This window comes from Pseudomonas cedrina subsp. cedrina, from assembly GCF_001983175.1.
Taxonomy (GTDB): Bacteria; Pseudomonadota; Gammaproteobacteria; order Pseudomonadales; family Pseudomonadaceae; genus Aquipseudomonas; species Aquipseudomonas cedrina.
On sequence record NZ_MNPW01000018.1, the window covers coordinates 1 to 23319 of the forward strand.

Genomic DNA, 23319 nt, shown 5'->3' on the forward strand with positions numbered 1-23319 from the left:
CTCCACAAGCACCCACACGAATTGCTTGATTCAGTTGTTAAAGAGCGGTTGGTTAAGATCTTTCGTCTCAACCGAGGCGCGCATTCTACAGCAGCCTCATTTGCTGTCAAGTGATTATTTTCAGAAGTTTTCGAAGAATTCTTCAACAACTTCAACCACTTGCGCTTCCGATCTCTCGTTAGCGGGAGGCGAATTCTACAGCGTTACACGCTGCTGTCAACACCTCTTTTTCTCCGCTTTCGACCGAGAAGATCGAAACGTTAATAGAGCCAAACAACACCGCTCTACCAACTCCTTCTGGGCTTCGATGAACTGAAGCAGGTCGCTGTCGAATCTCGCATAACTCTTTGTTTACCAAGGAGTTTTCCGTTTCGACTGCGCCGGAAGCGGGGCGAATTATAGACTTCCAGAATCTGCCGTCAACCCTTTATTTGGTTTTCCTATCAACTGACCCATAAACCTCCAAAATCCACGGCCTATCAACCGTCGAAACGAATAATTGAGCACTATATTGCTCATTACTGAACAGTTGAGCATCATAGCGCCCACGCTCTCTTACTATGACTTCGGACGAACACCCTAATGACCACCTCCCCTCGCAGCCTGGGTTCGACATTGTTTCCTGTCGGCCTGCTGCTGATCGCGATGGCTTCAATTCAATCGGGCGCCTCGCTGGCCAAAAGCATGTTCCCCTTCGTCGGCGCCCAAGGCACCACGACCCTGCGCCTGATTTTCGCCAGCGTGATCATGCTGCTTCTATTACGTCCATGGCGGGCCAAACTGACTGCCAGCTCCCTGCGCACCGTGATCATCTATGGGATGGCTCTGGGCGGCATGAACTTGCTCTTCTATATGTCCTTGCGCAGCGTGCCCCTGGGTATCGCAGTTGCACTAGAATTCACTGGGCCGCTTGCCGTGGCGCTCTACGCCTCACGTCGTGTGGTAGATTTCCTGTGGATCGCCCTCGCGATCGTTGGCTTGCTCCTGCTCATTCCCATGGGCGAAACCAGCAGCGGTATCGACTTGGTGGGCGCCGCCTACGCTCTGGGAGCGGGTGTCTGCTGGGCGCTCTATATTCTGTACGGTCAGAAGGCCGGTAACGACAACGGCGTCCAAACCGCCGCCCTTGGCGTGATGATCGCCGCCTTGTTTGTCGCGCCTGTCGGCATCGTCCATGCGGGCAGCGCCTTGCTGACGCCCGCCTTGATCCCGGTCGCCATCGCTGTCGCCATCCTGTCTACCGCCCTGCCCTACACCCTGGAAATGGTCGCTTTGACGCGTCTCCCCGCCCGCACCTTCGGTACGCTCATGAGCATCGAACCGGCTTTCGGCGCCCTCTCGGGCCTGTTCTTCCTGCACGAGCACCTGTCCCTGGCGCAATGGCTGGCCATCATTTGCATCATCCTGGCCTCGGTAGGTGCCACGGTGACGATGCGCAACGAGTCGAAGCCGTTGGTTCCAGCCGATTGAGATCTGTTTGAATGTAGCTCTGGCATTTGGCGTCCATTTAGGCCATGTTTAAGCCGTAAACGAATGTCATTCATGGAGAATTTCGGCAAGGACTGCGCGAACGCTACACCTGAGAGCGAGTAGAGCCGGCTTCACGCTTTGCGAGGCGGCTATTAAGGATAGGAATGAAGCGAATTTTGATACTGTTAATGGTCATGGCCATTGCTGGCTGTGCCGCGACCACCAAGACAGAAGTAAAACGTGGCAAAAAAGGGTTGCATATCAATTGCTCCGGCCTGTCTTCTTCCTGGGACCAGTGCTACACCAGTGCAACCAACTCGTGCGGTGCCAAGGGCTACCGGGTAATCGCAAAGTCCGGTGACAACTCCGAAGAACCCGGCGACTATCCCTTCGGTCTCAACCCTGCCGGCTATACCAGCCGCAGCATGATCGTCATCTGCAAGTAAGTGTCCGAGCAGTCATTCCTTGACTGCTCATATCAAAACTCCAGACACCACCTTGCAAGCAATCAAATAGCCGCAGTACGAACCTGCAGCCACTCAAGTGCCGCACCGCTGAGCAATGGGCTCAGGCGCTCGCGCACTTGGGCGTGGTACGCGTTGAACCATTCACGCTCGTCGGCCGTGAGCAACGAAGGTTCCAGGCAGCGGGTGTCGATCGGGCAAAGGGTCAGCGTTTCAAACTTGAGGAACTCGCCGAACTCGGTCTTGCCGGCTTCGCGGTTCAGCACCAGGTTTTCGATGCGCACGCCCCAGCGTCCAGGACGATAAGTTCCGGGCTCAATGGAAGTGATCATCCCCGGTTGCATCGCCGTTTGCGGGGCAGTGGCAGCCTGATAGGCGATCACTTGCGGTCCTTCATGCACGTTAAGGAAATAGCCTACCCCGTGCCCGGTACCGTGGCCGTAATCCACGCCTTCGGCCCAGATCGGCGCGCGGGCAATCGCGTCCAGCAGCGGTGACAGGATTCCTTTCGGGAAATGCGCACGGGACAAGGCAATAACGCCCTTGAGCACACGGGTGCAGTCACGCTTTTGCTCCTCACTTGGCGTACCGATCGGCACCATCCGCGTGATATCCGTGGTGCCACCCAGGTACTGCCCGCCCGAGTCAATCAGCAGCAAGCCATCGCCTTCGATCAGCGCATGCTCTTCTTCGGTAGCGTGGTAATGCGGCATCGCACCGTTGGCGTTGTAAGCGGCAATGGTGTTGAAACTCAACGACACATAACCCGGGCGACGGGCACGCGCAGCCGTCAAGTGCTCGTCGATGGTCAATTCGGTAATGCGTTCGCGACCCAACGCACTGTCCAGCCAGGCGAAGAATTCGCACAAGGCCGCGCCGTCCTGTTCCATGGCGTGGCGGATGTGCTCCGCATCGGCCAGGCTCTTGCGCGATTTGGCCAGCGTGGTCGGGTTGAGCCCTTCCACCAGCTTCACACCGCTATCGAGGTTTTCCAGCAACCCCGCGGTGACGCGAGCCGGGTCGACCTGCAAGCTCACGCCCGACGGCACCGCGCGCAGCGCGTCCGCCACTTCGCTGTAGTCGCGCAGTGTCACACCATCCTGCTCCAGCACAGCCCGCAGCTCGGCATCGACTTTGCTCAGCGCCACAAATAACGTGGCCTGCTGCTGACTGATCAGCGCAAACGACACGAATACCGGGTTGAACGAAACATCAGCGCCGCGCAGGTTGAACAGCCAGGCGATGTCATCCAGGGTGGCGATGAAGTGCCAATCGGCGTCCTTTTCTTTCAACGCGGCGCGCAACGAAGCGAGTTTTTCAGTGCGGCTGACCGTGGCCTGCGGAGGCAAGTGCTGATAGATGGGCTGGTCTGGCAGCGTAGGGCGGCCTTCCCACACCTCATTCAGCAAGTCGATATCGGTACGCAACCGTGCACTGCGCTCCGCCAGCTTGCCGCCCAACGTTCGCGCGGAGGCCACGGCCATGACCGCACCGTCGACCGCCACCACGCCACCTTCCGGCGTTTGCTCGGCCAGCCATTCCAGCGGACCTGGCTGGCCCGGTTGCAGCTTCACCAGTTCGATGCCGCTGCCCTTGAGTTCCTTGGTCGCCTGTTCCCAGTAGCGGCTGTCGGCCCATACCCCGGCGAAATTCGCAGTAACAATCAGCGTTCCCACCGAACCATGAAACCCAGACAACCATTGCCGCCCTTGCCAGTATCCCGGCAAGTATTCAGACAAATGCGGGTCGGCCGACGGTACCAGCAGGGCGTGTATGCCCTCGCGGCGCATCAGTTCACGGGTGCGCGCCAGGCGCTGGGGAACCGTTCCAGGGGTCAAAGGCTGCGTACTCATTGTGTCTCCTGCTAACCACGAATAATTGTTATGTGTTGCGATAGATGAATCAGACCGCCCAGAACGCCGGTGCGCTGGCGAGGGCCGCCTTGATCAATTGCACGGCCTGGTCGATATCCTGCTCGGTGGTATACCGGCCCAGGCTCAAGCGAATCGTACGCCCTGCGCTGCGCGCATCATGCCCGAGGGCGAGCAGCACATGGGACGGTGCATTACTTGCCGAATTGCACGCCGAGGTCGCAGAAAACGCGATGCCGGCACTCAGTGCTGCGGAATTGAACTCGCCTTCGCCGAACGTGAGGCTCAGGGTGTGTGGGATACGTTGTGTAGCACTGCCGTTGAGGCGCACACCGGGAACCGATGCCAACTGATCCAACAGACGCTGACGCAAGGCCACGATCCGCGCCTTTTCTTCAGCAAACGATGCCGCCGCCAGGGCAAACGCCGCGCCCATGCCGGCAATCTGGTGGGTCGCCAAGGTACCGGAGCGCAGGCCGCCTTCGTGGCCTCCCCCGTGGATCTGCGCCAGGACTTTCTGTTGCGCCCGCGGCCCGACATATAAAGCGCCGATACCTTTAGGGCCATAGAGCTTGTGGGCGGAAAACGACATCAAATCCACCGGCCACTGCGCCAGGTCGATTGCGACCTTGCCCGCGCCTTGCGCCGCATCCACATGCAACAACGCACCCTGCTCACGCACCCGCGCGCCGATGGCTGGGATATCGTTGAGGGTGCCCAGTTCGTTATTCACCAGCATCAGCGACACCAGAAAGGTGTCCTCACGCAACGCCTCGCTGACCGCCTCGACGCTGATCAACCCATCCGCGTCCGGCACCAGGTAGGTGACGACCACGCCGGCTTCCTGCAATTGCCGCGCGGTATCCAGCGTGGCTTTGTGTTCGATCTGGCTGGTGATGATATGCCCACCCGCAACGCCTCGCGCCTGGGCCACGCCCTTGATCGCAAGGTTGTTCGACTCCGTGGCGCCGGAGGTCCAGACGATGTGTTCAGGGTTGGCACCGACCAACTCGGCCACCTGGCGACGCGCCTGTTCAACCGTTTGCCGGGCCGCTTGGCCGAACGCATGGGAACTGGACGCGGGATTACCGAAATTGGCGTTGAACCCCAGACACTCGACCATCACCTGGATGACCCGCTCGTCCACCGGGGTAGTAGCGGCGTAGTCGAAATATAACGGACGTTTCTTCATGAGGTTAAAAACTCGCAGGGCAGGTTCCCGAGAGCAGCGTCTCAGGGGCACGGACCGGGACAGAGGTTGTCAGGTTTAACCGATCGAATGCCATTAAAGAAGGGCAACTTTATGAAAATGTGCGTAGGAACGCTCCTTAAATTCAGCTTAACAGGCTGAAGTCGCGCCATGGAAAACAAAAAGCCCGAGGTTTCTCTGGGAAGCCTCGGGCTTTTTGCCAATGAGCGCAGGCTCAACTGGGACGGCCCTGCAGGGTCCCGCTGCGCTCGGCGTTCATTTCACCCTGGCGATCAAAGCCGAAAGGCTTCTGTGGCTGCCGGGTCAGCGCGGCACGCTGCTGTTGATATTCATCAAACGACAAACCACGCCGGCTCAACGCTTCCAGCGCCAACTGTCTGGTTTCTTCGGCCGTGTAGGGGCGCAATTCCGGCGCGGGGTGGGTCGCACACCCGGCGAGCACGGAGCTGACAATCAATAAGCAAACAGCGAGGAATCGGTTCATGGCGGTGGCCCTGCAAAGATGGTGTCGAGTCAATGAACACAGGCTACTCCCGACCTTGATGGGTGAAAAATCACCTCCCGTGATAGTTGCTATCAACCGCACGAGCACCCTTGATAGCGTTTCGCTGATATTTCTTTATGATCTATAAATATGGAAATACGTTCATTTACGGAATAAACATAAGTCTCTATAAAGGGCGCTGCACCCACCGGCGCTGTTGCCCCCGCAACAGCCCGTGAACACATCACCAGCCAGATTGACCAGAGAGGTGCCCATGCAGCTTTTGACCCTACCGCCCTCGCCCGCCCTCGCGACGTCGATCCGCGCCACGGCCCAGGTCTTCGAAGACCCGAAATCCCAGGCGCTGCTCGACCATATCCAGCAAGTGGCCCCCAGCGAAGCCAGCGTACTGATCATCGGCGAGACAGGCACCGGTAAAGAGCTGGTGGCGCGCCACATCCATAACCTCAGCGGGCGGCGCAACCGGCCGTTCGTGGCGGTGAACTGCGGGGCCTTCTCCGAATCCCTGGTGGAAGCCGAGCTGTTCGGCCATGAAAAAGGCGCGTTCACCGGTGCTCTGAGTGCCAAGGCCGGGTGGTTCGAAGAGGCCGACGGCGGCACCTTGTTCCTCGATGAGATCGGCGATTTGCCGATGCCGATCCAGGTCAAGCTGCTGCGTGTGCTACAGGAGCGCGAAGTCGTGCGCCTGGGTTCGCGCAAGAGCATCCCGATTGATGTGCGGGTGCTTGCCGCCACCAACGTGCAACTGGAAAAAGCCATCAACGCCGGACATTTTCGCGAAGACCTCTATTACCGTCTCGACGTGGTGAGCCTGGAGCTCAGCCCGCTGCGCGAGCGCCCTGGCGATATCCTGCCGCTGACCCGGCACTTTATCGAAGCCTACAGCCGGCGCCTGGGCTATGGCCCGATCACCATCAGCCGCGAGGCCGAGCACAAACTCAAGCACTACAGCTGGCCGGGCAATATCCGCGAGCTGGAAAACGTGATTCACCACACCCTGCTGATTTGCCGCCACGGCGTGATCGAACGTGACGACTTGCGCCTGTCGAACCTGCGCATCGAGCGTCAGGACGACAGCCAGCACGCCGCCGACAACAGCGCCGAAGCGTTGCTTGCCCGGGCGTTCCAGAAACTGTTCGAAGAACAGGCCGGGGCCCTGCACGAAAAAGTCGAAGACGCCTTGTTACGCGCCGCCTATCGCTTCAGCCACTACAACCAGGTGCACACCGCCAACTTGCTGGGCTTGAGCCGCAACGTCACGCGCACCCGCCTGATCAAGATCGGCGAGCTGGCGGTAAACAAGCGTCGCCCCGGCGAAAACCTGCAAGGCGAGCGCATGTTGCATTTATCCGTTTAGGCGGCAGTGCAACGCGTCATCATGACTGCGCTCGAAACTGCGCAGCACTTGGAACGAACCAAAGGTCACCGCCGTGGCTTGATGGGCGCGAATCAGCGTCCAGAAATCTTCCTCGCCGTGCTCGAAGCACTTGAAGGCTGCCTCGCCCTCTTCACGCGTGCGCCATTGCAGGTAGTTGAGCACACGGCGTCCATCTTCGCTGACCTGCACACTCGCGGTGATAAAACCGCCATGACCCTGGGCCAAGCGTTCGCTCTGGAGGGTCAAGGCCGCCACCAGGGCGAACTGTTGCCGGGGTTCGATCTGAAACTCGATCAACTGAGTGAAGCTGCGATTTTTCTCTGATACCTGCATGAACACTCCCCTTTCTCTGTAGGCAGAATCTTGCGATTCGATGCCACGCAGGGTAAAACCTCTAGTTAAGTCAAGGTCAAGCACTGTCAGGGAGTTTTTGCATGATTACCAAGGAACTCACCGTCGGCCAATTGGCCGCCCGCAGTGGCGTAGCCGTGACGGCCCTGCACTTCTACGAGACCAAGGGGCTGATCAAGAGCAATCGCAACGCGGGTAACCAACGGCGTTATCCACGGGATGTGTTGCGCCGCGTGGTGGTGATCAAGATCGCGCAGCGCCTGGGCATTCCGTTGGCGACGATTGGCGAGGCGTTGCGCGCGTTGCCGGACGGACGCACGCCCACCGCTCAGGACTGGGAGCGTTTGTCGGCGTTGTGGCGCGAAGACCTGGATGATCGCATCAACAAGCTGATGCTGCTGCGCGACAAGCTCAATGGCTGTATCGGCTGCGGGTGCTTGTCGATGGAGGCGTGCCCGCTGCGCAATCAGGATGATCAGCTCGGTGAACGCGGGCCAGGAGCTCAATTGCTTGAGCCCACTCCTGCACCTTGAAGTGATGGCGAATCAACAATGCGGTGGGGCTCCTACACACTTCATGAACAACCCCTCCACGTTTTTACCCTTGCCCCGACCGCCGCGTGATTCCAGGATGCAAGCACTCATCACAAGGAGTCATCCCATGTTCGCCGGATTTCAAAAAGGCCAGTGCCACGTCAATGGCGTCAGCATCAGTTACCGCAAAGGCGGTACAGGTCCCGGTCTGCTCCTGCTGCACGGGCACCCGCAAACCCACATCATCTGGCACAAAGTCGCCGAACAACTGGCTGAACACTTCACCGTGGTGGCAGCCGACCTGCGCGGCTATGGCGATAGCAGCAGGCCGCCCGCCAATGACCACCACACAAACTATTCAAAGCGGGAGATGGCCCGCGACGGCGTCGAACTGATGAAGGCCTTGGGCTTCGAGCAGTTCTCTGTCCTGGCTCACGACCGTGGCGCCCGGGTGGCCCATCGCCTGGCCCTGGACCACCCGGGCGCAGTGCAACGTATGGTGTTGCTGGATATTGCCCCCACCCTGTCGATGTATGCGCAAACCGACGAAGCCTTTGCCCGCGCTTACTGGCACTGGTTCTTCCTGATCCGCCCGGCGCCGCTGCCGGAAGCCTTGATAGAAGGTAACCCTGAGCTGTACCTGCGCAGCGTGATGGGCAGTCGCAGCGCCGGGCTCAAGCCGTTCACCGATGAGGCCTTCGCCGAATACCTGCGTTGCCTGAAACTGCCGGGCAGCGCCACCGGTATCTGTGAGGACTACCGCGCCGCTGCCGGAATCGACCTTCAACACGACCAGGCGGACATCGACGCCGGCCATCACCTGAGCCTGCCGTTGCTGGTTATGTGGGGCGCCGAAGGCACCGTAGGCCGCTGTTTCGAGCCGCTCAAGGAATGGCAGAAAGTCGCCACCGACGTGCGCGGCAAGGCCCTGCCGGCCGGCCACTACATTGCCGAAGAAGCCCCCGAGTTGCTGCTTGGCGAAGTCCTGGCCTTCCTTCGCTGAGCCCGAATACGCCCAGGCGCGCCGGAAGGCACGCCGATCCGGTGCTATTCTGGCGGCTTATGCCGCCACGCCTGTTTCTGATGACTCACAAGAAAGATACCGTGCCCCTACCCGAAGACCTGCGGGTGTTCCTGACCGTGATCCGCAAGGCCGGCTTCGCAGCGGCCGCCGATGAACTCGGCTTGTCGCCGGCATATGTCAGCAAGCGCATCCAGATCCTCGAAACCACCCTGGCCACCCGCTTGTTGCACCGCACCAGTCGGCGCATCGCACTGACCGAAGACGGCGAACGGGTGCAGCGCTGGGCGGTGCGTATCCTGGAAGATTTCCAACAACTCTCGGATGAGCTCAGCGACGCCCATGCCAGCCCGCGCGGGCGCTTGCACCTGTGCAGCAGCTTCGGTTTCGGACGCAACCATGTGGCCCCCGCCGTGTCGTTACTGGCGCAACAGTATCCGGGCCTGGAAATCCGCCTGGACCTGTTCGACCGTGTGGTGGATATCGTCAGCGAAGGCTTCGATCTGGAGATCCGCGTGGGCGACGGAACAAGGCAAGCTGGTTCAGGTGCTGCATGGTTATATTCAGAGCGCCAACGTGTGGGCGGTGTACCCGACACAGTTGGCGTATTCCGGAAAGCTGAGGGCGTGTGTGGAGTTTTTGCAGGAGCATTTCAAGGGATTGTCGATCTAGCCTCGCTCCCGATTTGAAACGGGTTCCAATGTGGGAGCTGGCTTGCCTGCGAAAGCGGTGTGTCAGCTTGCTCATCTTTCACTGATGCACCGCCTTCGCAGGCAAGCCAGCTCCCACAATTTGAACCGCAGTGTCAGCTGAGCCAGGGGTTAACCTGGAGGTGCTGGCGTTCGAACGCTTTGATCTGCTCGCTGCGCTGCAACGTGCTGCCAATAGCGTCCAAGCCAAGCAACAGCGCGGTCTTGCGCAAGGTGTCAATCTGGAACGGGGGATCACCTGACCTTCGGTCAAATGAATCTGCTGGGCTTCAAGGTCGACACTGATCTGCGCCTGCTCAGCCTGGCTGACGGTCTTGCCCAACTGCTGCAGCACCGACTCGTCCAAGGAGATCAACAACACCCCGTTTCGTTGGCAGTTGTCATAGAAAATCCCGGCGAAACTGCTGCCGATCAACGCGCGGATGCCCATCTGCTTCAAGCCCCACACCGCGTGCTCACGTCGATTTCCGAAGTACCAATGCCAAAACCAAAGGCCCCGAGGGCGCCGTAGGTGGTGGTGTGGCTGTCGCCGGCGGCGATCACCATGCCCGGCAGGATAAAGCCCTGTTCCGGCGCGATCACATGCTCAATGCCTTGACGCTTGTTGAGGATATCCAGCAGCTCGATGCCGAAGTCCCGGCAGTTCTCGGCCAGGTATGACACTTGCCGCGCCCCACCGGCATCGGGCATGGCCGCAATACGCTTGGGCGTGGTGGGGTTCACATGGTCAACCACGGCCAACGCCGTACCCGGTCGCCACACGTTGCGCCCGGCCTCACGCAAACCGCTGAAGGCCTGGGGGCTGGTGTATTCGTTGATGACCTGGCGATCTATATAAAGCAGGACATGGCCCTGGTCATCCAGGGGACACACCGTATGGGAGTCGATGTGTTTGTCGTAGAGGGTTCTGGCAGTCATCTTTGCTGGACTCACTTATGTAGGCGCTCGCTCAACGGTATGAGCCCATCCTACGCAGCGCCCAGGCGCCATCAATGGCGCTTGAGTGTTGGCTTGGAACATGTTTCGTGTTCGATCGAGGCGTTAAAGCGCCCCGAATGTGAAGCTGAAACATTTTCTTTCATATCTGGGTTAGGGATTTCTCATTCTCATCCGTCTTAACTTAGATACAGCCCGTCGCGTCAGCAAAAGCTACGACTGGCCTTTTCGGGCCTGCACTGCCCTCCTCCGATCAAGACCCTCATTCACATGTCGAAGAAGTCACGCTCCAAACTCTGGTTTCTCGTCCATAGCTGGCTGGCATTGCCCATCTGGTTCTTCGTACTGATCGTCTGCGTCACCGGCACCCTCGCGGTCGTCAGCCAGGAGATCGTCTGGCTGGCCAACCCGGATATCCGTGCGAGCAAACCGACGCAGGATGCCGAACCGCTGAGCTACGACCAGGTGATCGCCGCCATCAAGCGCGATGAACCCCAGGTGTTCGTCCAGTCGATCAGCCGTCCCGACGAGTCCCATTTCGCCCTCAGTGTCGACCTCAGCTACCCCGACGGGCGTTCCGTCGAGGTCTACGTCAACCCCTACACCGGGGCGATCCAGGGCATCAGCCCGTCATTCGACTTCAAGGCATTTACCCGCGCCCTGCACGGCTGGTGGCTGGTGCCCTTCACCAATGGCTACAGCTGGGGCTGGTACCTGGTGTCGGCGCTCGGCATTCCACTGCTGGCGTCGCTGGTGACCGGGCTGGTGGTGTACAAGCGTTTCTGGAAGGGCTTCCTGCGCCCCACATTGCGTGTGCGCCATGGCGCGCGGATCTTCTGGGGCGACTTCCACCGTTTGAGCGGCATCTGGTCGATCTGGTTTATCGCGGTGATTTCCGTCACCGGCATCTGGTTCCTGATCCGGGCGATCCTGGGCGACAACCAGATCTCGATTTCAACCGAACCCGTCATCCCGGTGATTGCCCGGGAGAAGGTGCCCCTGTCGGCGCCGGGCGTGCCGGCGCCGATGATTGCGGTGGACGAGGCCATCAGGATCGCCACCCAGCGCATCCCGGGGCTGGAGGCGAGTTTCATCAGTCTGCCGCTCAACGCCTACAGCCACCTGCAGATCGGCGGGCGGGGCTGGTACCCCTTGATGTTCCAGACCGCGCAGATCAACCCGTATGACGGGGAGGTCGCCGCGGCGCACTTGCTGTCCGACCGTTCGAAGCTGGAATTCGTCACCGAATCCATGCGCCCACTGCACACCGGCGACTTTGGCGGGCTGTGGATCAAGCTGATCTGGGCGTTCTTCGGGCTGATCATGAGCATGATGGTGTTGAGCGGCCTGCTGATCTGGACCAAGCGCACCGCACTGGCCACGCTCAACGCCTTCAAGCGCGAAACCAAGGCACAACATGCGCTGGCGCCCATCCCGGCGATGCGGGCAGAAACCTCGGAGGCCAACCCATGAGCAAGGCCGCTGCTGCAAAGCCTTCGCCGTTGCGGGCGTTCTGGCTGAAATGGCGTTTTCACATCAATGTACTGTTGCTGCTGGTCCCCCTGGGCTTCATGCCCAAGTACTTCGCCGATGCCGCGCTGTTTCGTGGCGATACCGGCATCGGCGAGCGCGTGGCCGGCCAGGTGCAGGTCGGGCCCTGGAGCCTGACCCTCGCGGAATTTCGCAATGAAGGCCCGCGCCCCGATCCGGCCGGCCCGATGAAGTTTTTCAACGCGGCCCTGTGCGACACCTGTGCCGACCAGGTCAAGGCCACCTATCTGCGCATTGGCAAGCCACGCAGCCTGCGCGCCGCCGGGGTGATCTTCTTCGGCACGCCATACCGCATGGGCGCGGGCCTGCCGATCTCGGAACGCACGCCGGCCGACGCCGAACTGTGGGTGACCATGGAAGGCTGGGACGGCGCCATGCACCAGGGTTCCATCCCGTTGAGCCAGGCCTCGCCTGCCACTATTGCCTGGCTGAACAAGCAAGGAGTTAAACCATGACGTTGATGCGCCTGACCCGCGCCGCGGCCGTACTACTGATCGGCACCGGCTTCAGTACCGTCGCCCTCGCCCACAACCCGATGTGCGAGTGCAAGGAAATCCCCGGCGAGCAGATCCAGTGCAAAGGCGGCTTCTCCGACGGCAGCGGTGCCCCCGGCGTGACCCTGGACGTGATCGGCTACGACGAAACCATCCTGGTGCCCGGCAAGCTTGGCGAGGATTCGACGCTGACGTTCAAGAAACCGTCCGCCGAATTCTACGTGCTGTTCGATGCAGGCCCCGGCCACGTTGTGGAAATCGACCAAGCGGATATCCAGCCGCAATGACGACCACCCAGGTTGTACGCCCCGCCGGTGCCGGTCACGAAACCCTCTACGTACTGCTCCTGTGCCTGATCATCCTGGCGGTGGCCGGCACGGTGGTGGCCCTGCACGGAGAAACCCGGAAAGTCGCGGCCGTGCCCAGTCACCAACTGGACGCCCGGCGTGACCTGAGCGCCTCCGAGCAAGGCATTTACGCCGACCTGCGCGTGACCCTGGATGAAATCCAGCTGTTGCAGCAGGAGCAAAGCGCGCTGCCAACCCCTGCGCAACTGGCCGAGGAAGGCTTCGCGCCGTTTGCCCAGGACGCCAGTTCGGTCAGCCGTGGCGATCATCGCTGGCAACTGCTGGCGCCTTCCGCCTACCTGGGCTTGAGCCAGGCGCCCGCCACCAGTGGCTCGCTGCTCATGCGCGTGCACGGTGCCGAGCCGGATATCTGGCTCAATCGCCAGGCCAACCTGGCCGCCCCCTCCGACCTCTCTGACCAGGCGCTGATCGCAGCCGGCTGGCGGCAGGTGGTCGCGCAATTCGATGCCGGCGTCACCCGCCAGCACCGTCACTGAACGAGAAGACCGATTGCCCATGTCTATTTCATCTCCCCTGTTGCGCCTGTTGCTGGTTGGCCTGTTCAGCCTGATGCTCGCTCCCCTGGCCAATGCCGAAGAGGCCAAACGCCTGCGCATCGGCATTACCCTGCACCCTTATTACAGCTACGTGGCCAATATCGTCGGCGACAAGGCTGAAGTGGTGCCGCTGATTCCGGCCGGTTTCAACCCGCATGCCTACGAGCCGCGCGCCGAAGACATCAAGCGCATCGGCACCCTGGACGTGATCGTGCTCAACGGCGTCGGCCATGACGATTTCGCCGACCGCATGATCGCCACCAGCGAACGCCCGGATATCCCGGTCATCGAGGCCAACGCCAATGTGCCGCTGCTGGCCGCCACCGGTAATGCCGCGCGCGGCGCGGGCAAGGTAGTCAACCCGCATACGTTCCTGTCGATCAGCGCATCGATTGCCCAGGTCAACAACATCGCCCGCGAACTGGGCAAGCTCGACCCGGACAACGCCAAGACCTACACCCAGAACGCCCGCGCCTATGGCAAACGCCTGCGCCAGATGCGCGCCGATGCCCTGGCCAAGTTGACCAGCGCCCCCAACCCGGACCTGCGCGTGGCCACGGTGCACGCGGCCTACGACTACCTGCTGCGTGAATTCGGCCTGGAGGTTACCGCCGTGGTCGAACCGGCCCACGGGATCGAGCCCAGCCCCAGCCAGTTGAAGAAAACCATCGACGAGCTGCGCGCCCTGGACGTCAAGGTGATCTTCTCGGAGATGGATTTCCCATCCACCTATGTCGATACCATCCAGCGTGAGTCCGGGGTCAAGCTGTACCCGCTGTCGCATATTTCCTACGGCGAATACAGCGCCGAAAAATACGAAGTGGAAATGACCGGCAACCTCAACACCGTGGTACGCGCAATACAGGAGTCGGGAGCATGACGGCGGCGCAGCACCTGAATGCGGTCAGCGTCGGCCCGACCCTGGACTTCGATAACGTATCGCTGACCCTGGGTCGCACGGTGATCCTCGACCAGGTGAACTTTCAGGTACAGCCGGGCAGCATCCATGCGCTGGTGGGCCCCAACGGTGGCGGTAAAAGCTCGCTGATCAAGACGCTGCTGGGGCAAACGCCGCATCAGGGACGGCTGAGCCTGCATTGGCCAACCACGCCCGGCACCATCGGTTATGTGCCCCAGGCCCTGGAATTCGACCGGGGCTTGCCGATGACCGTCGATGACTTCATGGCTGCCATGTGCCAGCGGCGTCCGGCGTTTCTTGGCCTGTCCAGGCATTACGCCGGCGCGATCGGTGAGGCGCTGGAGCGCGTTGGCATGCAGGAAAAACGCAAGCGGCGCATGGGCGCTCTGTCCGGCGGTGAACGCCAGCGCGTGCTGCTGGCTCAGGGGCTGATCCCGGCGCCGCAGTTGCTGGTGCTGGATGAGCCGATGTCGGCGCTGGACGAAGCCGGTATCCAGGTGTTCGAACGCTTGCTGAGTGACTGGCGACTGGCCGGGATCACCGTATTGTGGATCGAGCACGACCTGGAAGCCGTGGGCCGCCTGGCCGACCGCGTCACGGGCCTGAACCGCCGCGTGCTGTTCGATGCCATGCCCAAAGACGCGCTGACGCCGGATCGTCTGCTGACGTTGTTCTCCACCCACCCTCGGAGCCCGGCGCAATGAGTTATGAAGCCTTTCGCTTGATGGTCCAGGGCTGGGCCTCTTCCGGTTACCTGCCGGAGGCGCTGGCCTATGGTTTCGTGGTCAATGCCTTGCTCGCCGGCTTGCTGATCGGCCCCGTGCTGGGCGGCTTGGGAACCCTGGTAGTGGTCAAGCGCTTCGCGTTTTTTTCCGAAGCGGTCGGCCATGCCGCGCTGACCGGCGTGGCCGTGGGCATCCTGTTGGGCGAACCCTACACCGGGCCCTATGGCAGCCTGTTCGGTTACTGCCTGCTGTTCGGCATCCTGCTCAACTACTTGCGCAACCGCACCGGCCTGGCGCCGGACACCTTGATCGGCGTGTTCCTGTCGGTGTCGCTTGCGCTGGGGGCGAGCCTGCTGCTGATCCTGGCGGGCAAGATCAACGTGCATATCCTCGAAAACGTACTGTTTGGCTCGGTGTTGACGGTCAACGGCAACGACCTGCTGGTGCTGGCAATCGTCGGTTCGCTGGTGATGGCGCTGGCATTGCCGCTGTACAACCGCATCATGCTGGCCAGCTTCAACCCGCAACTGGCGGCGGTGCGCGGGGTGGCGGTGAAGACCCTGGACTACCTGTTCGTGATCCTGGTGACACTGATCACCGTCGCGGCGGTCAAGGTCATCGGCGCGATCCTGGTGGGTGCATTGCTGGTGATTCCAGCCGCGGCGGCACGCCTGTTGAGCCAGTCGCTCAAAGGATTTTTCTGGGTGTCGGTGGTGATTGCAACGGTCAGTACCCTGTGTGGGATCCTGCTGCCGATCATCTTCGACCTGCCCATCCCGTCCGGCGCCGCGATCATTCTGGTTGCCGGTATCGCCTTCGCACTGGCCGCCGTCGCGCGCGGCACGGTGCCCAGCCTCAAAGGGAATCTCGGATGATGCACCCTGCAATTAGACCATTGGCCCTGGCCATCGCTTGCTTGATCAGCACCTCGGCACTGGCTGTCGAAGGTTCAGAGCCCCTCAAGATCCATCAGGGGCTGGGCCACGCCGCACTGAGCAAGGCCAAGTCGGTAAAGCCGGTGAAGGTCCTGGCGTCGCTGCCGATCACCTACGGCCTGGCCGAGGTGCTGCTCAAAGACACCGATGTCCAACTTGAGCGCGCCGCGCCGGCCAACCTGCCCGGTTCGCGGCAGGTGTCCTACTTCACCGGGCGGGGTGCGCCGGCGTTGAGCACGTTGGCACTGGACGCCGACGCCGCCATCGGCCTGCGCTCGTTGTGGGCCGATGATCCGCTGTACCCGGTGGCGCGGCGCAGCAATATCCGCATCGTTGAAGTCGACGCCGCGCGCCCGGTGGACGGCGGTTTGCCGGGCATCGCAGTGCAGCCAGGCGTCAGCGATGGCTTGAACAGCCAGCCCTGGCAATCAAGCAACAACATGGGGCGCATGGCCGATGTGCTGGCCGCTGACCTGAGCCGCCTGGCGCCCAGCGCCAAGCCGAAGATCGACGCCAACCTCGCCGCCCTCAAACAACGCCTGCTCAAGCTCACCGCCGACAGCGAGGCGCGCCTGGCCAAGGCGGATAACCTGAGCGTGATCAGCTTGAGTGATCATTTTGCGTATCTGGTCAGCAGTTTGAACCTGGAACTGCTCAGCACCGATGCGCGACCGGATGCCGATTGGACGCCCGAGGCGCTGCAGAAGCTCAGTACCGAGCTAAAGGACAACGATGTCGCGCTGGTGCTGCATCATCGCCAACCGAGTGAGGCGGTGAAAGCCGCTGTCACCGCCGGTGGTGCGCAGTTGCTGGTATTGAATGTGGACGGTGCGACGCCTGTGACAGAGCTGGAAACCAATGTGGATCAGGTGATCAAGGCGCTGATGCCATAGGCAATGTGGGAGCTGGCTTGTCGGATCGCCGCACCGCTGCGATGGCATCGACTCGGTGTACCTGATGTACCGCGGCGCCCGCATCGCAGCATGGGTATCTACACAACTTTCAGTTGACCAACCTCCCTGTGGGAGCTGTCGAGCTTTAGCGAGGCTGCGAAAGCGGTGGGTCAGGCGAAGAAAATGCCAGCAGTGCCGCCGCCTTCGCAGCCTCGCTGGGGCTCGACAGCTCCCACATTTTGAACCGAGTTCGACATGAATACCGGTCGGCTCTAAGGCCGCCGCGCTTTGTTTTTGATCTTGATCTGAGGCGCCCCGTCAACCACGCTGGCCGTAATTCGACATTGATTTGGGGGGTAAACCGGCAGGACGCCGGTTTAGCCGCCCCGCGCCATGGATGGCGCGTGGCGGCGGCCCCCCAAATCAATGTCGGATTACGGACATGCCGAGCCTAGGCGAGGCACCGAGTGGTGGGGCGAAGCGTTTTGGGTTACTTTTTGCGCTCTTCAAAAAGTGACCCGCCGTAAGGGCGGAACCCTAAGCCGCCGTTACCGCAGCAACGGATATGTACTCGGTCAAACCCAAAAAAACGGTCGGCCCGAAGGCCGCCAAGCAAGCTCCTCGCCACACACCGTTGAAAGTTGTGTAGATACCCGTGCGCATCGCAGGCAAGCCAGCTCCCACATTGGGCCTCGGCAAATCTAATAAATGCTGTTAAATCACATCCACACCCACATGAATCGCATCATGCCGCCAGAACTCCAGATCGCAGTCGATCAACCGCTGGTGCTGGTCATAGTTGACCCGGGCTATCCGCAAGCCAGGGCTACCCACCGACACACGCAACGCAGCCGCCGCTTCCACCGGCAGTGACGTCGGCACGATCTCGAAGCGCACCCGCCCATAGTGCAAGTCGTACTTGCGCGCATACAGCTCGGTCATCGACTGATTCAAATCGCACGCCAGGATTTCGGGAAAATACTGCGGGTTCAGGTAGTGTTCCACATACAACACCAAACGCCCATCGATGCGCCGGCCCCGGCAAATCTGGATCACGCTGGACAGTGCCGGCAATTGCAACCATGCACACACCGCCGCCGACGCCGGCTGCAGCCGCGCGCTGATCACTTCAGTGGACGCCACGCGCCCCTGGTCACTCACCATCGCGTGGAAGTGGCTGCGTTGCATCAGGTTGTAGGCCAGCCGTGGCGGCGAGACAAACCAGCCGCGACGTTCCTCCCGATAGATCTGCCCCTGGGCCTCAAGTTGTAACAAGGCTTCCCGCACGGTAATCCGGGTGGTACCAAACAACTCGCTGAGCTTGCGCTCGGCGGGCAATTTGCTGGCGGGCGGCAGCAAACCGTGGTCGATCTGCTCCTGCAGCGCCAGGCCAATGGATGTCACCGCCTTGATTGCCTCATCACGCATCAATGTTACCTATCTGGACTAGACCAGCACCGATCAGGTGCACAAACCGCGCCGTAACTGGGCTTGCACTGCTGCGCCCCAGCCTAGGCATTGCAGATGACCGACAGATGACAACCCCTGCCGAGCCCCGACAGCACACGCTGCAATACATCGGCCAAGTCCAATACCTGCGGGCCGTTGAGCATGGTCTACGCTGAGTCTGCGCTTAACGACTTCACGGCTTTGAAAACGACATCGACATGAAACTGTCATCCATCCCGTCTAGATTGGCTCAGGTATTGCTCTGACCTAGACCAACAACACCGCCTGAATAAACGCCGCGTTGAAAACGCCCAAAGGAGCTTCGGATGAAACAGCTTTTCCTGGCATCACTGTTAGGCTCGACCATCGCCATGTGTACCGCCGCCATGGCCGCTGATACCGATCTAAAAACCTTGGAAGCCGCCGCGAAAGCGGAAGGCGCCGTCAACAGCGTCGGCATGCCCGATGACTGGGCCAACTGGAAAGGCACCTGGGAAGACCTCGCCTCCAAGTACGGCCTCAAGCACATGGACACCGACATGAGTTCGGCCCAGGAAATCGCCAAGTTCAAGGCCGAAAAAGACAACGCCAGCGCCGATATCGGCGACGTGGGCGCAGCATTCGGCCCAATCGCGGTGAAGCAGGAGGTGACCCAGCCTTACAAACCGTCCACTTGGGCTTCGGTGCCGGATTGGGCAAAAGACAAGGACGGTCATTGGGCCCTGGCCTACACCGGTACCATCGCGTTTATTGTCAACAAGAAGCTGCTGCACGGCTCCGAAGTCCCTACCAGTTGGGCGGATCTGCAAACCGGCAAATACAAAGTCTCCGTGGGTGACGTAAGCACCGCGGCCCAGGCGTCCAACGCCGTGCTCGCCGCGGCCATTGCCAATAAAGGCGACGAAAAGAACATCGCTCCAGGCCTGCAGTTCTTCACCAAGATCGCCCAGCAAGGCCGTCTCGGCTTGTCAAACCCGACCATCGCGACCATGGAAAAAGGCGAAGTCGAAGTGGGTATCGTCTGGGACTTCAACGGCCTGAGCTACAAGGCCAAGATGGCCAACCCGGATGACTACGTGGTGCTGATCCCATCGGATGGCTCGGTGAAATCCGGCTACACCACCATCATCAACAAGTATGCCAAGCACCCGAATGCCGCCAAGCTGACCCGCGAATACATCTTCAGCGATGCCGGCCAGCTCAACCTGGCGAAGGGTAATGCACGTCCGATCCGCGCCGAAACCGACCTGAAGCTGCCGGCCGATATCGCCAAGAACCTGATTCCGGGCGAGCAGTACACCAAGGCCAACCCGCAGCCGATCAAGGATGCAGACGCCTGGGAAGCGACGTCCAAGAAGCTGCCGCAGTTGTGGAACGAGCAGGTCATTGTGGAGATGAAGTAATCAGGTTCCCGGCCTGAAATGCAGTCAGTGTGGGAGCTGGCTTGCCTGCGATAGCGGTCTGACGTTCAACCTCTGTGTCGACTGATGCACCGCCATCGCAGGCAAGCCAGCTCCCACATTTTGACCCGGTTGTGCCAGAGAATTTGAGTCAAGCCTACTGTTGCGGAGCGCCAGCCCCCCATGAAGCACACTGTCATCCTTGTCGTGCTCGACGGCCTGAATTTCGAGGTTGCGAGGCTCGCCATGGGGCACTTGCAGGCCTATGTCGGCGCAGGACGCGCAGCTCTCTACACACTGGAATGTGAACTGCCCGCCCTGTCCCGCCCGCTGTATGAATGCATCCTGACCGGCGTGCCTCCGATCCGAAGCGGCATCGTGCACAACAACGTCTCGCGCCTGTCCACCCAGCGCAGCATTTTCCATTACGCCACCGACGCCGGCCTTACCACGGCGGCGGCGGCTTATCACTGGGTCAGCGAGTTGTATAACCGCACGCCCTTTCTCGCCGCCCGCGACCGTCATACCGACGACAAGGCGCTGGCGATCCAGCACGGGCATTTCTACTGGCATGACCATTACCCCGATTCCCACCTGTTCGCCGATGCCGAAAGCCTGCGCCTCAAGCACGCACCGCACTTTTTGCTGGTGCACCCGATGAACATCGACGACGCCGGCCACAAGCACGGCCTCGACACCCCGCAGTACCGCAACAGCGCACGCTCGGCCGACATCATCCTGGCCGACTACCTGCAAGCCTGGCTCGACGCCGGCTACCAAGTGCTGGTAACCGCCGACCACGGCATGAACAACGACCGCTCCCACAACGGCCTGCTGCCGGAAGAACGCGAAGTGCCGCTGTTCGTGCTCGGTGAAGCCTTCAGCCTGGACCCCAATGCCGCGCCGAAACAGACCGAACTCTGCGGCACCGTCTGCGAGCTGCTGGGCGTGCCCCATGACAAACCTGTGTGCCGGGAGCTGTTGAAATGAACCGTGGCAAATGGCTGGCGCTGCTGTGCCTGGTGCCTTTCGCACTGTTCTTTATCGTGTTCGAAATCGCACCGCTGGTGTGGGTGCTGATCAATAGCCTGCAAACCGAAGAAGCCGGCTGGGGCGTGGAAAACTTCGTACGCATCTTCAGCTCGAAGTTTTACCTGCAAGCCATCCAATTCAGTCTGGAGATCAGCTTCTACTCCAGTGTCTTCGGCATCATCATCGCCACGCTGGGCAGCTACTCCCTGCGGCGCGTGGATTCGCCGCTGCGCAATTTCGTCACCGCGTTCGCCAACATGACCAGCAACTTTGCCGGCGTGCCCCTGGCGTTCGCGTTCATCATCCTGCTGGGCTTCAATGGCAGCATCACCATCATGCTCAAGCAGGCGGGGATCATTCAGGATTTCAACCTGTACTCCAAGACTGGGCTGATCATTCTCTATACCTACTTCCAGATTCCACTGGGCGTGTTGCTGTTGTACCCGGCCTTCGACGCGCTGCGCGAAGACTGGCGCGAGTCCGCCGCCCTGCTCGGCGCCAATGGCTGGCAGTTCTGGCGGCATATCGGCCTGCCGGTGCTCACTCCGGCGCTGCTGGGGACTTTCGTGATTCTGCTGGCCAATGCCTTGGGCGCCTATGCAACGGTCTACGCCTTGACCACCGGCAACTTCAACGTGCTGCCGATCCGCATCGCGGGGCTGGTGTCCGGCGACGTGTCGCTTGACCCGAACCTGGCCAGCGCCCTGGCCGTGGTGCTGGTGGCCCTGATGACCGTGGTCACCGTGGTCCATCAACTGCTGCTCAAGAGGAGCTACCATGTCTCGCGCTGAAGCAGGCCCGGCCTCGCTCTACCATCGGGTCGTGGTGTACGTACTGTTTGCCATCCTGGTGCTGCCCCTGGTGGGCACCTTTGTCTACTCGATCGCCAGCAGCTGGTCGGCGACCATCCTGCCGGCTGGCTTTACTCTGAAGTGGTACATACAGCTGTGGAGCGACCCGCGCTTTTTAATGGCCTTCGGGCAATCCTTGCTGGTGTGCGTCGGCGCGCTGATCCTGTCGGTGGTGCTGATCCTGCCGCTGCTGTTCGTGGTGCATTACCACTTCCCCAGGCTCGACGCGCTGATGAACATCCTGATCCTGCTGCCTTTTGCGGTGCCGCCCGTGGTGTCGTCGGTGGGCCTGCTGCAACTTTATGGTTCGGGGCCGATGGCGATGGTCGGCACGCCATGGATCCTGATCGGCTGCTATTTCACCGTGGCCTTGCCGTTCATGTACCGGGCGATTACCAACAACCTGCAAGCCATCAACCTGCGCGACCTGATGGACGCCTCGCAATTGCTCGGCGCCAGCACCTGGCAGGCGGCGATCCTGGTGGTGCTGCCAAACCTGCGCAAAGGCCTGATGGTCGCGCTGCTGTTGTCGTTCTCGTTCCTGTTCGGTGAGTTCGTGTTTGCCAATATCCTGGTCGGCACCCGCTACGAAACCCTGCAGGTGTACCTGAACAACATGCGCAACAGCAGCGGCCACTTCACCAGCGCCGTCGTGATTTCCTATTTCTTCTTTGTGCTGGTGCTGACCTGGGCCGCCAACATCTTGAACAAGGACAAAAGCCAATGAGCTTCGTCAGCGTCCAACACCTGCAAAAAAGCTACGCCGGCACCCCGGTGTTCAGCGATATCAACTGCGAAGTCGCCAAGGGTGAGTTCGTCACCCTGCTTGGCCCGTCCGGCTGCGGCAAGTCCACGCTGCTGCGCTGCATCGCAGGGCTGACCTCGGTAGACAGCGGGAAAATCCTGCTGGATGGCCAGGACATCGTGCCGCTGAGCCCGCAAAAACGGCATATCGGCATGGTGTTCCAGAGTTATGCGCTGTTCCCCAACATGACCGTGGAACAGAACGTCGCCTTCGGCCTGCGCATGCAAAAGGTCAACGCCGACGACAGCCACAAGCGCGTGCAGCAAGTGCTGCAATTGGTGGAACTCAAAGACCTGGCCGGACGCTATCCGCATCAGATGTCCGGCGGCCAGTGCCAGCGTGTCGCCCTCGCCCGCTCACTGGTGACACGTCCGCGCCTGCTGTTGCTGGATGAGCCGCTGTCGGCATTGGATGCACGTATTCGCAAGCACTTGCGCGAGCAGATTCGCCAGATCCAGCGCGAGCTGGGGCTGACCACGATTTTCGTGACCCATGACCAGGAAGAAGCCCTGACCATGTCCGACCGCATCTTCCTGATGAACCAGGGCAAGATCGTGCAGAGCGGCGATGCCGAAACCCTCTATACCGCTCCGGTGGATGTATTTGCCGCCGGGTTTATCGGCAACTACAACCTGCTTGATGCCGACAAGGCCAGTCAGTTGCTGCAACGGCCAATCAAAGGGCGAATTGCCATTCGCCCGGAGGCCATCGAGCTGAGCCGCGAGGGCAAACTGGATGCGCTGGTGCGCAGCCACAGCCTGTTGGGCAACGTGATTCGCTACCGCATCGAAGCGCGCGGCGTGGAACTGGTGGTGGACGTACTCAACCGCTCGGCCGATGACCTGCACCCCAACGGCCAGCGCCTGGCACTTTCCATCGACCCGAGCGCCCTGTGTGAAGTAGCCTGACGCA

The 23319-nt window shown here is 60.9% G+C and carries 23 protein-coding genes and 3 pseudogenes; 19 read left to right on the top strand and 7 right to left on the bottom strand.

Going from position 1 to position 23319, the window contains the following annotated elements; translation table 11 throughout:
• The first annotated feature begins 582 nt into the window (after positions 1-582).
• Positions 583-1470: a threonine/homoserine exporter RhtA gene (rhtA, locus tag BLL36_RS27425; RefSeq protein WP_076954740.1), complete on the top strand. Its 888-nt coding sequence runs from the start codon at positions 583-585 to the stop codon at positions 1468-1470.
• A 164-nt stretch (positions 1471-1634) separates the two neighbouring features.
• On the top strand, positions 1635-1916 hold the full coding sequence (locus tag BLL36_RS27430; RefSeq protein WP_016980214.1) for a hypothetical protein: 282 nt from the start codon (positions 1635-1637) through the stop codon (positions 1914-1916).
• Between the two features lie 62 nt (positions 1917-1978).
• Here BLL36_RS27430 and BLL36_RS27435 read toward each other — a convergent pair whose 3' ends face one another.
• The 3 genes from BLL36_RS27435 to BLL36_RS27445 all read right to left on the bottom strand — a co-directional run bounded on the left by BLL36_RS27435 (position 1979) and on the right by BLL36_RS27445 (position 5499).
• The gene (locus BLL36_RS27435; protein ID WP_076954741.1) at positions 1979-3787 is read right to left on the bottom strand and encodes an aminopeptidase P family protein; all 1809 of its coding nucleotides are present in this window, start codon (positions 3785-3787) and stop codon (positions 1979-1981) included.
• Positions 3788-3836: 49 nt separating this feature from the next.
• Entirely contained in the window at positions 3837-4997 is a 1161-nt protein-coding gene (locus BLL36_RS27440; protein WP_076954742.1) for a cysteine desulfurase family protein, read from the bottom strand.
• A 232-nt stretch (positions 4998-5229) separates the two neighbouring features.
• The gene (locus BLL36_RS27445; RefSeq protein WP_076954743.1) at positions 5230-5499 is read right to left on the bottom strand and encodes a hypothetical protein; all 270 of its coding nucleotides are present in this window, start codon (positions 5497-5499) and stop codon (positions 5230-5232) included.
• 274 nt (positions 5500-5773) lie between these two features.
• Between BLL36_RS27445 and BLL36_RS27450 the strand changes: the two genes are divergently transcribed.
• Positions 5774-6877, top strand: coding sequence for a sigma-54 interaction domain-containing protein (locus tag BLL36_RS27450; RefSeq protein ID WP_076954744.1), 1104 nt, complete (start codon positions 5774-5776; stop codon positions 6875-6877).
• On the opposite strand, the gene BLL36_RS27455 is transcribed toward BLL36_RS27450, so the two are convergent.
• On the bottom strand, positions 6866-7231 hold the full coding sequence (locus tag BLL36_RS27455; protein WP_076954745.1) for an antibiotic biosynthesis monooxygenase: 366 nt from the start codon (positions 7229-7231) through the stop codon (positions 6866-6868). The two genes, BLL36_RS27450 and BLL36_RS27455, sit on opposite strands and share 12 nt — an antisense overlap.
• 101 nt (positions 7232-7332) lie before the next feature.
• On the opposite strand from BLL36_RS27455, the gene soxR reads away from it, so the two are divergent.
• From soxR to BLL36_RS27470, 3 genes and pseudogenes are all read left to right on the top strand, one after another.
• Positions 7333-7782 carry a redox-sensitive transcriptional activator SoxR gene (gene soxR / locus BLL36_RS27460; RefSeq protein WP_076954746.1) on the top strand — a complete coding sequence of 150 codons (450 nt, stop codon included), beginning with the start codon at positions 7333-7335 and terminating at the stop codon, positions 7780-7782.
• Positions 7783-7909: 127 nt separating this feature from the next.
• A complete protein-coding gene (locus tag BLL36_RS27465) occupies positions 7910-8785 on the top strand; it encodes an alpha/beta fold hydrolase (RefSeq protein WP_076954747.1) in 876 nt (291 codons plus the stop codon).
• A gap of 80 nt (positions 8786-8865) precedes the next feature.
• Positions 8866-9475 (top strand): annotated as a pseudogene (locus BLL36_RS27470) (LysR family transcriptional regulator).
• A gap of 133 nt (positions 9476-9608) precedes the next feature.
• Here the strand turns inward: BLL36_RS27470 and BLL36_RS27475 are convergent.
• Positions 9609-9982 (bottom strand): annotated as a pseudogene (locus tag BLL36_RS27475) (3-isopropylmalate dehydratase small subunit); the annotation flags it as partial.
• Positions 9973-10431: pseudogene (locus BLL36_RS27480) on the bottom strand (aconitase family protein); the annotation flags it as partial. The pseudogenes BLL36_RS27475 and BLL36_RS27480, both read right to left, overlap by 10 nt.
• A gap of 288 nt (positions 10432-10719) precedes the next feature.
• On the opposite strand from BLL36_RS27480, the gene BLL36_RS27485 reads away from it, so the two are divergent.
• From BLL36_RS27485 to BLL36_RS27520, 8 genes are read left to right on the top strand one after another with little or no spacing between them, the layout of a single operon-like run.
• Positions 10720-11922 (top strand): PepSY-associated TM helix domain-containing protein, encoded by a 1203-nt coding sequence (locus tag BLL36_RS27485; protein WP_076954748.1) that lies wholly within the window; start codon positions 10720-10722, stop codon positions 11920-11922.
• Complete coding sequence (locus BLL36_RS27490; protein ID WP_076954749.1) at positions 11919-12455, top strand: thiamine pyrophosphate-binding protein; 537 nt, start codon at positions 11919-11921, stop codon at positions 12453-12455. Before BLL36_RS27485 ends, BLL36_RS27490 begins: the two co-directional genes overlap by 4 nt.
• A complete protein-coding gene (locus BLL36_RS27495) occupies positions 12452-12781 on the top strand; it encodes a hypothetical protein (protein ID WP_076954750.1) in 330 nt (109 codons plus the stop codon). The genes BLL36_RS27490 and BLL36_RS27495 overlap by 4 nt, the downstream gene beginning before the upstream one ends.
• Positions 12778-13338, top strand: coding sequence for a DUF6162 family protein (locus BLL36_RS27500; protein ID WP_076954751.1), 561 nt, complete (start codon positions 12778-12780; stop codon positions 13336-13338). Before BLL36_RS27495 ends, BLL36_RS27500 begins: the two co-directional genes overlap by 4 nt.
• A gap of 19 nt (positions 13339-13357) precedes the next feature.
• Positions 13358-14278: a metal ABC transporter substrate-binding protein gene (locus tag BLL36_RS27505; RefSeq protein ID WP_076954752.1), complete on the top strand. Its 921-nt coding sequence runs from the start codon at positions 13358-13360 to the stop codon at positions 14276-14278.
• Positions 14275-15021 carry a metal ABC transporter ATP-binding protein gene (locus BLL36_RS27510; protein ID WP_076954753.1) on the top strand — a complete coding sequence of 249 codons (747 nt, stop codon included), beginning with the start codon at positions 14275-14277 and terminating at the stop codon, positions 15019-15021. The genes BLL36_RS27505 and BLL36_RS27510 overlap by 4 nt, the downstream gene beginning before the upstream one ends.
• Positions 15018-15917: a metal ABC transporter permease gene (locus BLL36_RS27515; protein WP_076954754.1), complete on the top strand. Its 900-nt coding sequence runs from the start codon at positions 15018-15020 to the stop codon at positions 15915-15917. The genes BLL36_RS27510 and BLL36_RS27515 overlap by 4 nt, the downstream gene beginning before the upstream one ends.
• On the top strand, positions 15917-16870 hold the full coding sequence (locus BLL36_RS27520; RefSeq protein ID WP_076954821.1) for a metal ABC transporter solute-binding protein, Zn/Mn family: 954 nt from the start codon (positions 15917-15919) through the stop codon (positions 16868-16870). Before BLL36_RS27515 ends, BLL36_RS27520 begins: the two co-directional genes overlap by 1 nt.
• Before the next feature lie 714 nt (positions 16871-17584).
• Here BLL36_RS27520 and BLL36_RS27525 read toward each other — a convergent pair.
• Positions 17585-18298 (bottom strand): UTRA domain-containing protein, encoded by a 714-nt coding sequence (locus tag BLL36_RS27525; RefSeq protein ID WP_076954755.1) that lies wholly within the window; start codon positions 18296-18298, stop codon positions 17585-17587.
• Between the two features lie 347 nt (positions 18299-18645).
• On the opposite strand from BLL36_RS27525, the gene BLL36_RS27530 reads away from it, so the two are divergent.
• The 5 genes from BLL36_RS27530 (at position 18646) to BLL36_RS27550 (ending at position 23315) form a co-directional block, all read left to right on the top strand.
• Entirely contained in the window at positions 18646-19722 is a 1077-nt protein-coding gene (locus BLL36_RS27530; protein WP_076954756.1) for an ABC transporter substrate-binding protein, read from the top strand.
• Positions 19723-19902: 180 nt separating this feature from the next.
• Entirely contained in the window at positions 19903-20709 is an 807-nt protein-coding gene (locus BLL36_RS27535) for an alkaline phosphatase family protein (protein WP_076954757.1), read from the top strand.
• The gene (locus tag BLL36_RS27540) at positions 20706-21542 is read left to right on the top strand and encodes an ABC transporter permease (RefSeq protein WP_076954758.1); all 837 of its coding nucleotides are present in this window, start codon (positions 20706-20708) and stop codon (positions 21540-21542) included. The genes BLL36_RS27535 and BLL36_RS27540 overlap by 4 nt, the downstream gene beginning before the upstream one ends.
• Positions 21529-22329 (top strand): ABC transporter permease, encoded by an 801-nt coding sequence (locus tag BLL36_RS27545; protein ID WP_076954759.1) that lies wholly within the window; start codon positions 21529-21531, stop codon positions 22327-22329. Before BLL36_RS27540 ends, BLL36_RS27545 begins: the two co-directional genes overlap by 14 nt.
• Positions 22326-23315, top strand: a complete 990-nt coding sequence (locus BLL36_RS27550; RefSeq protein WP_076954760.1) for an ABC transporter ATP-binding protein — start codon at positions 22326-22328, stop codon at positions 23313-23315. The genes BLL36_RS27545 and BLL36_RS27550 overlap by 4 nt, the downstream gene beginning before the upstream one ends.
• The last annotated feature ends 4 nt before the right edge of the window (positions 23316-23319 follow it).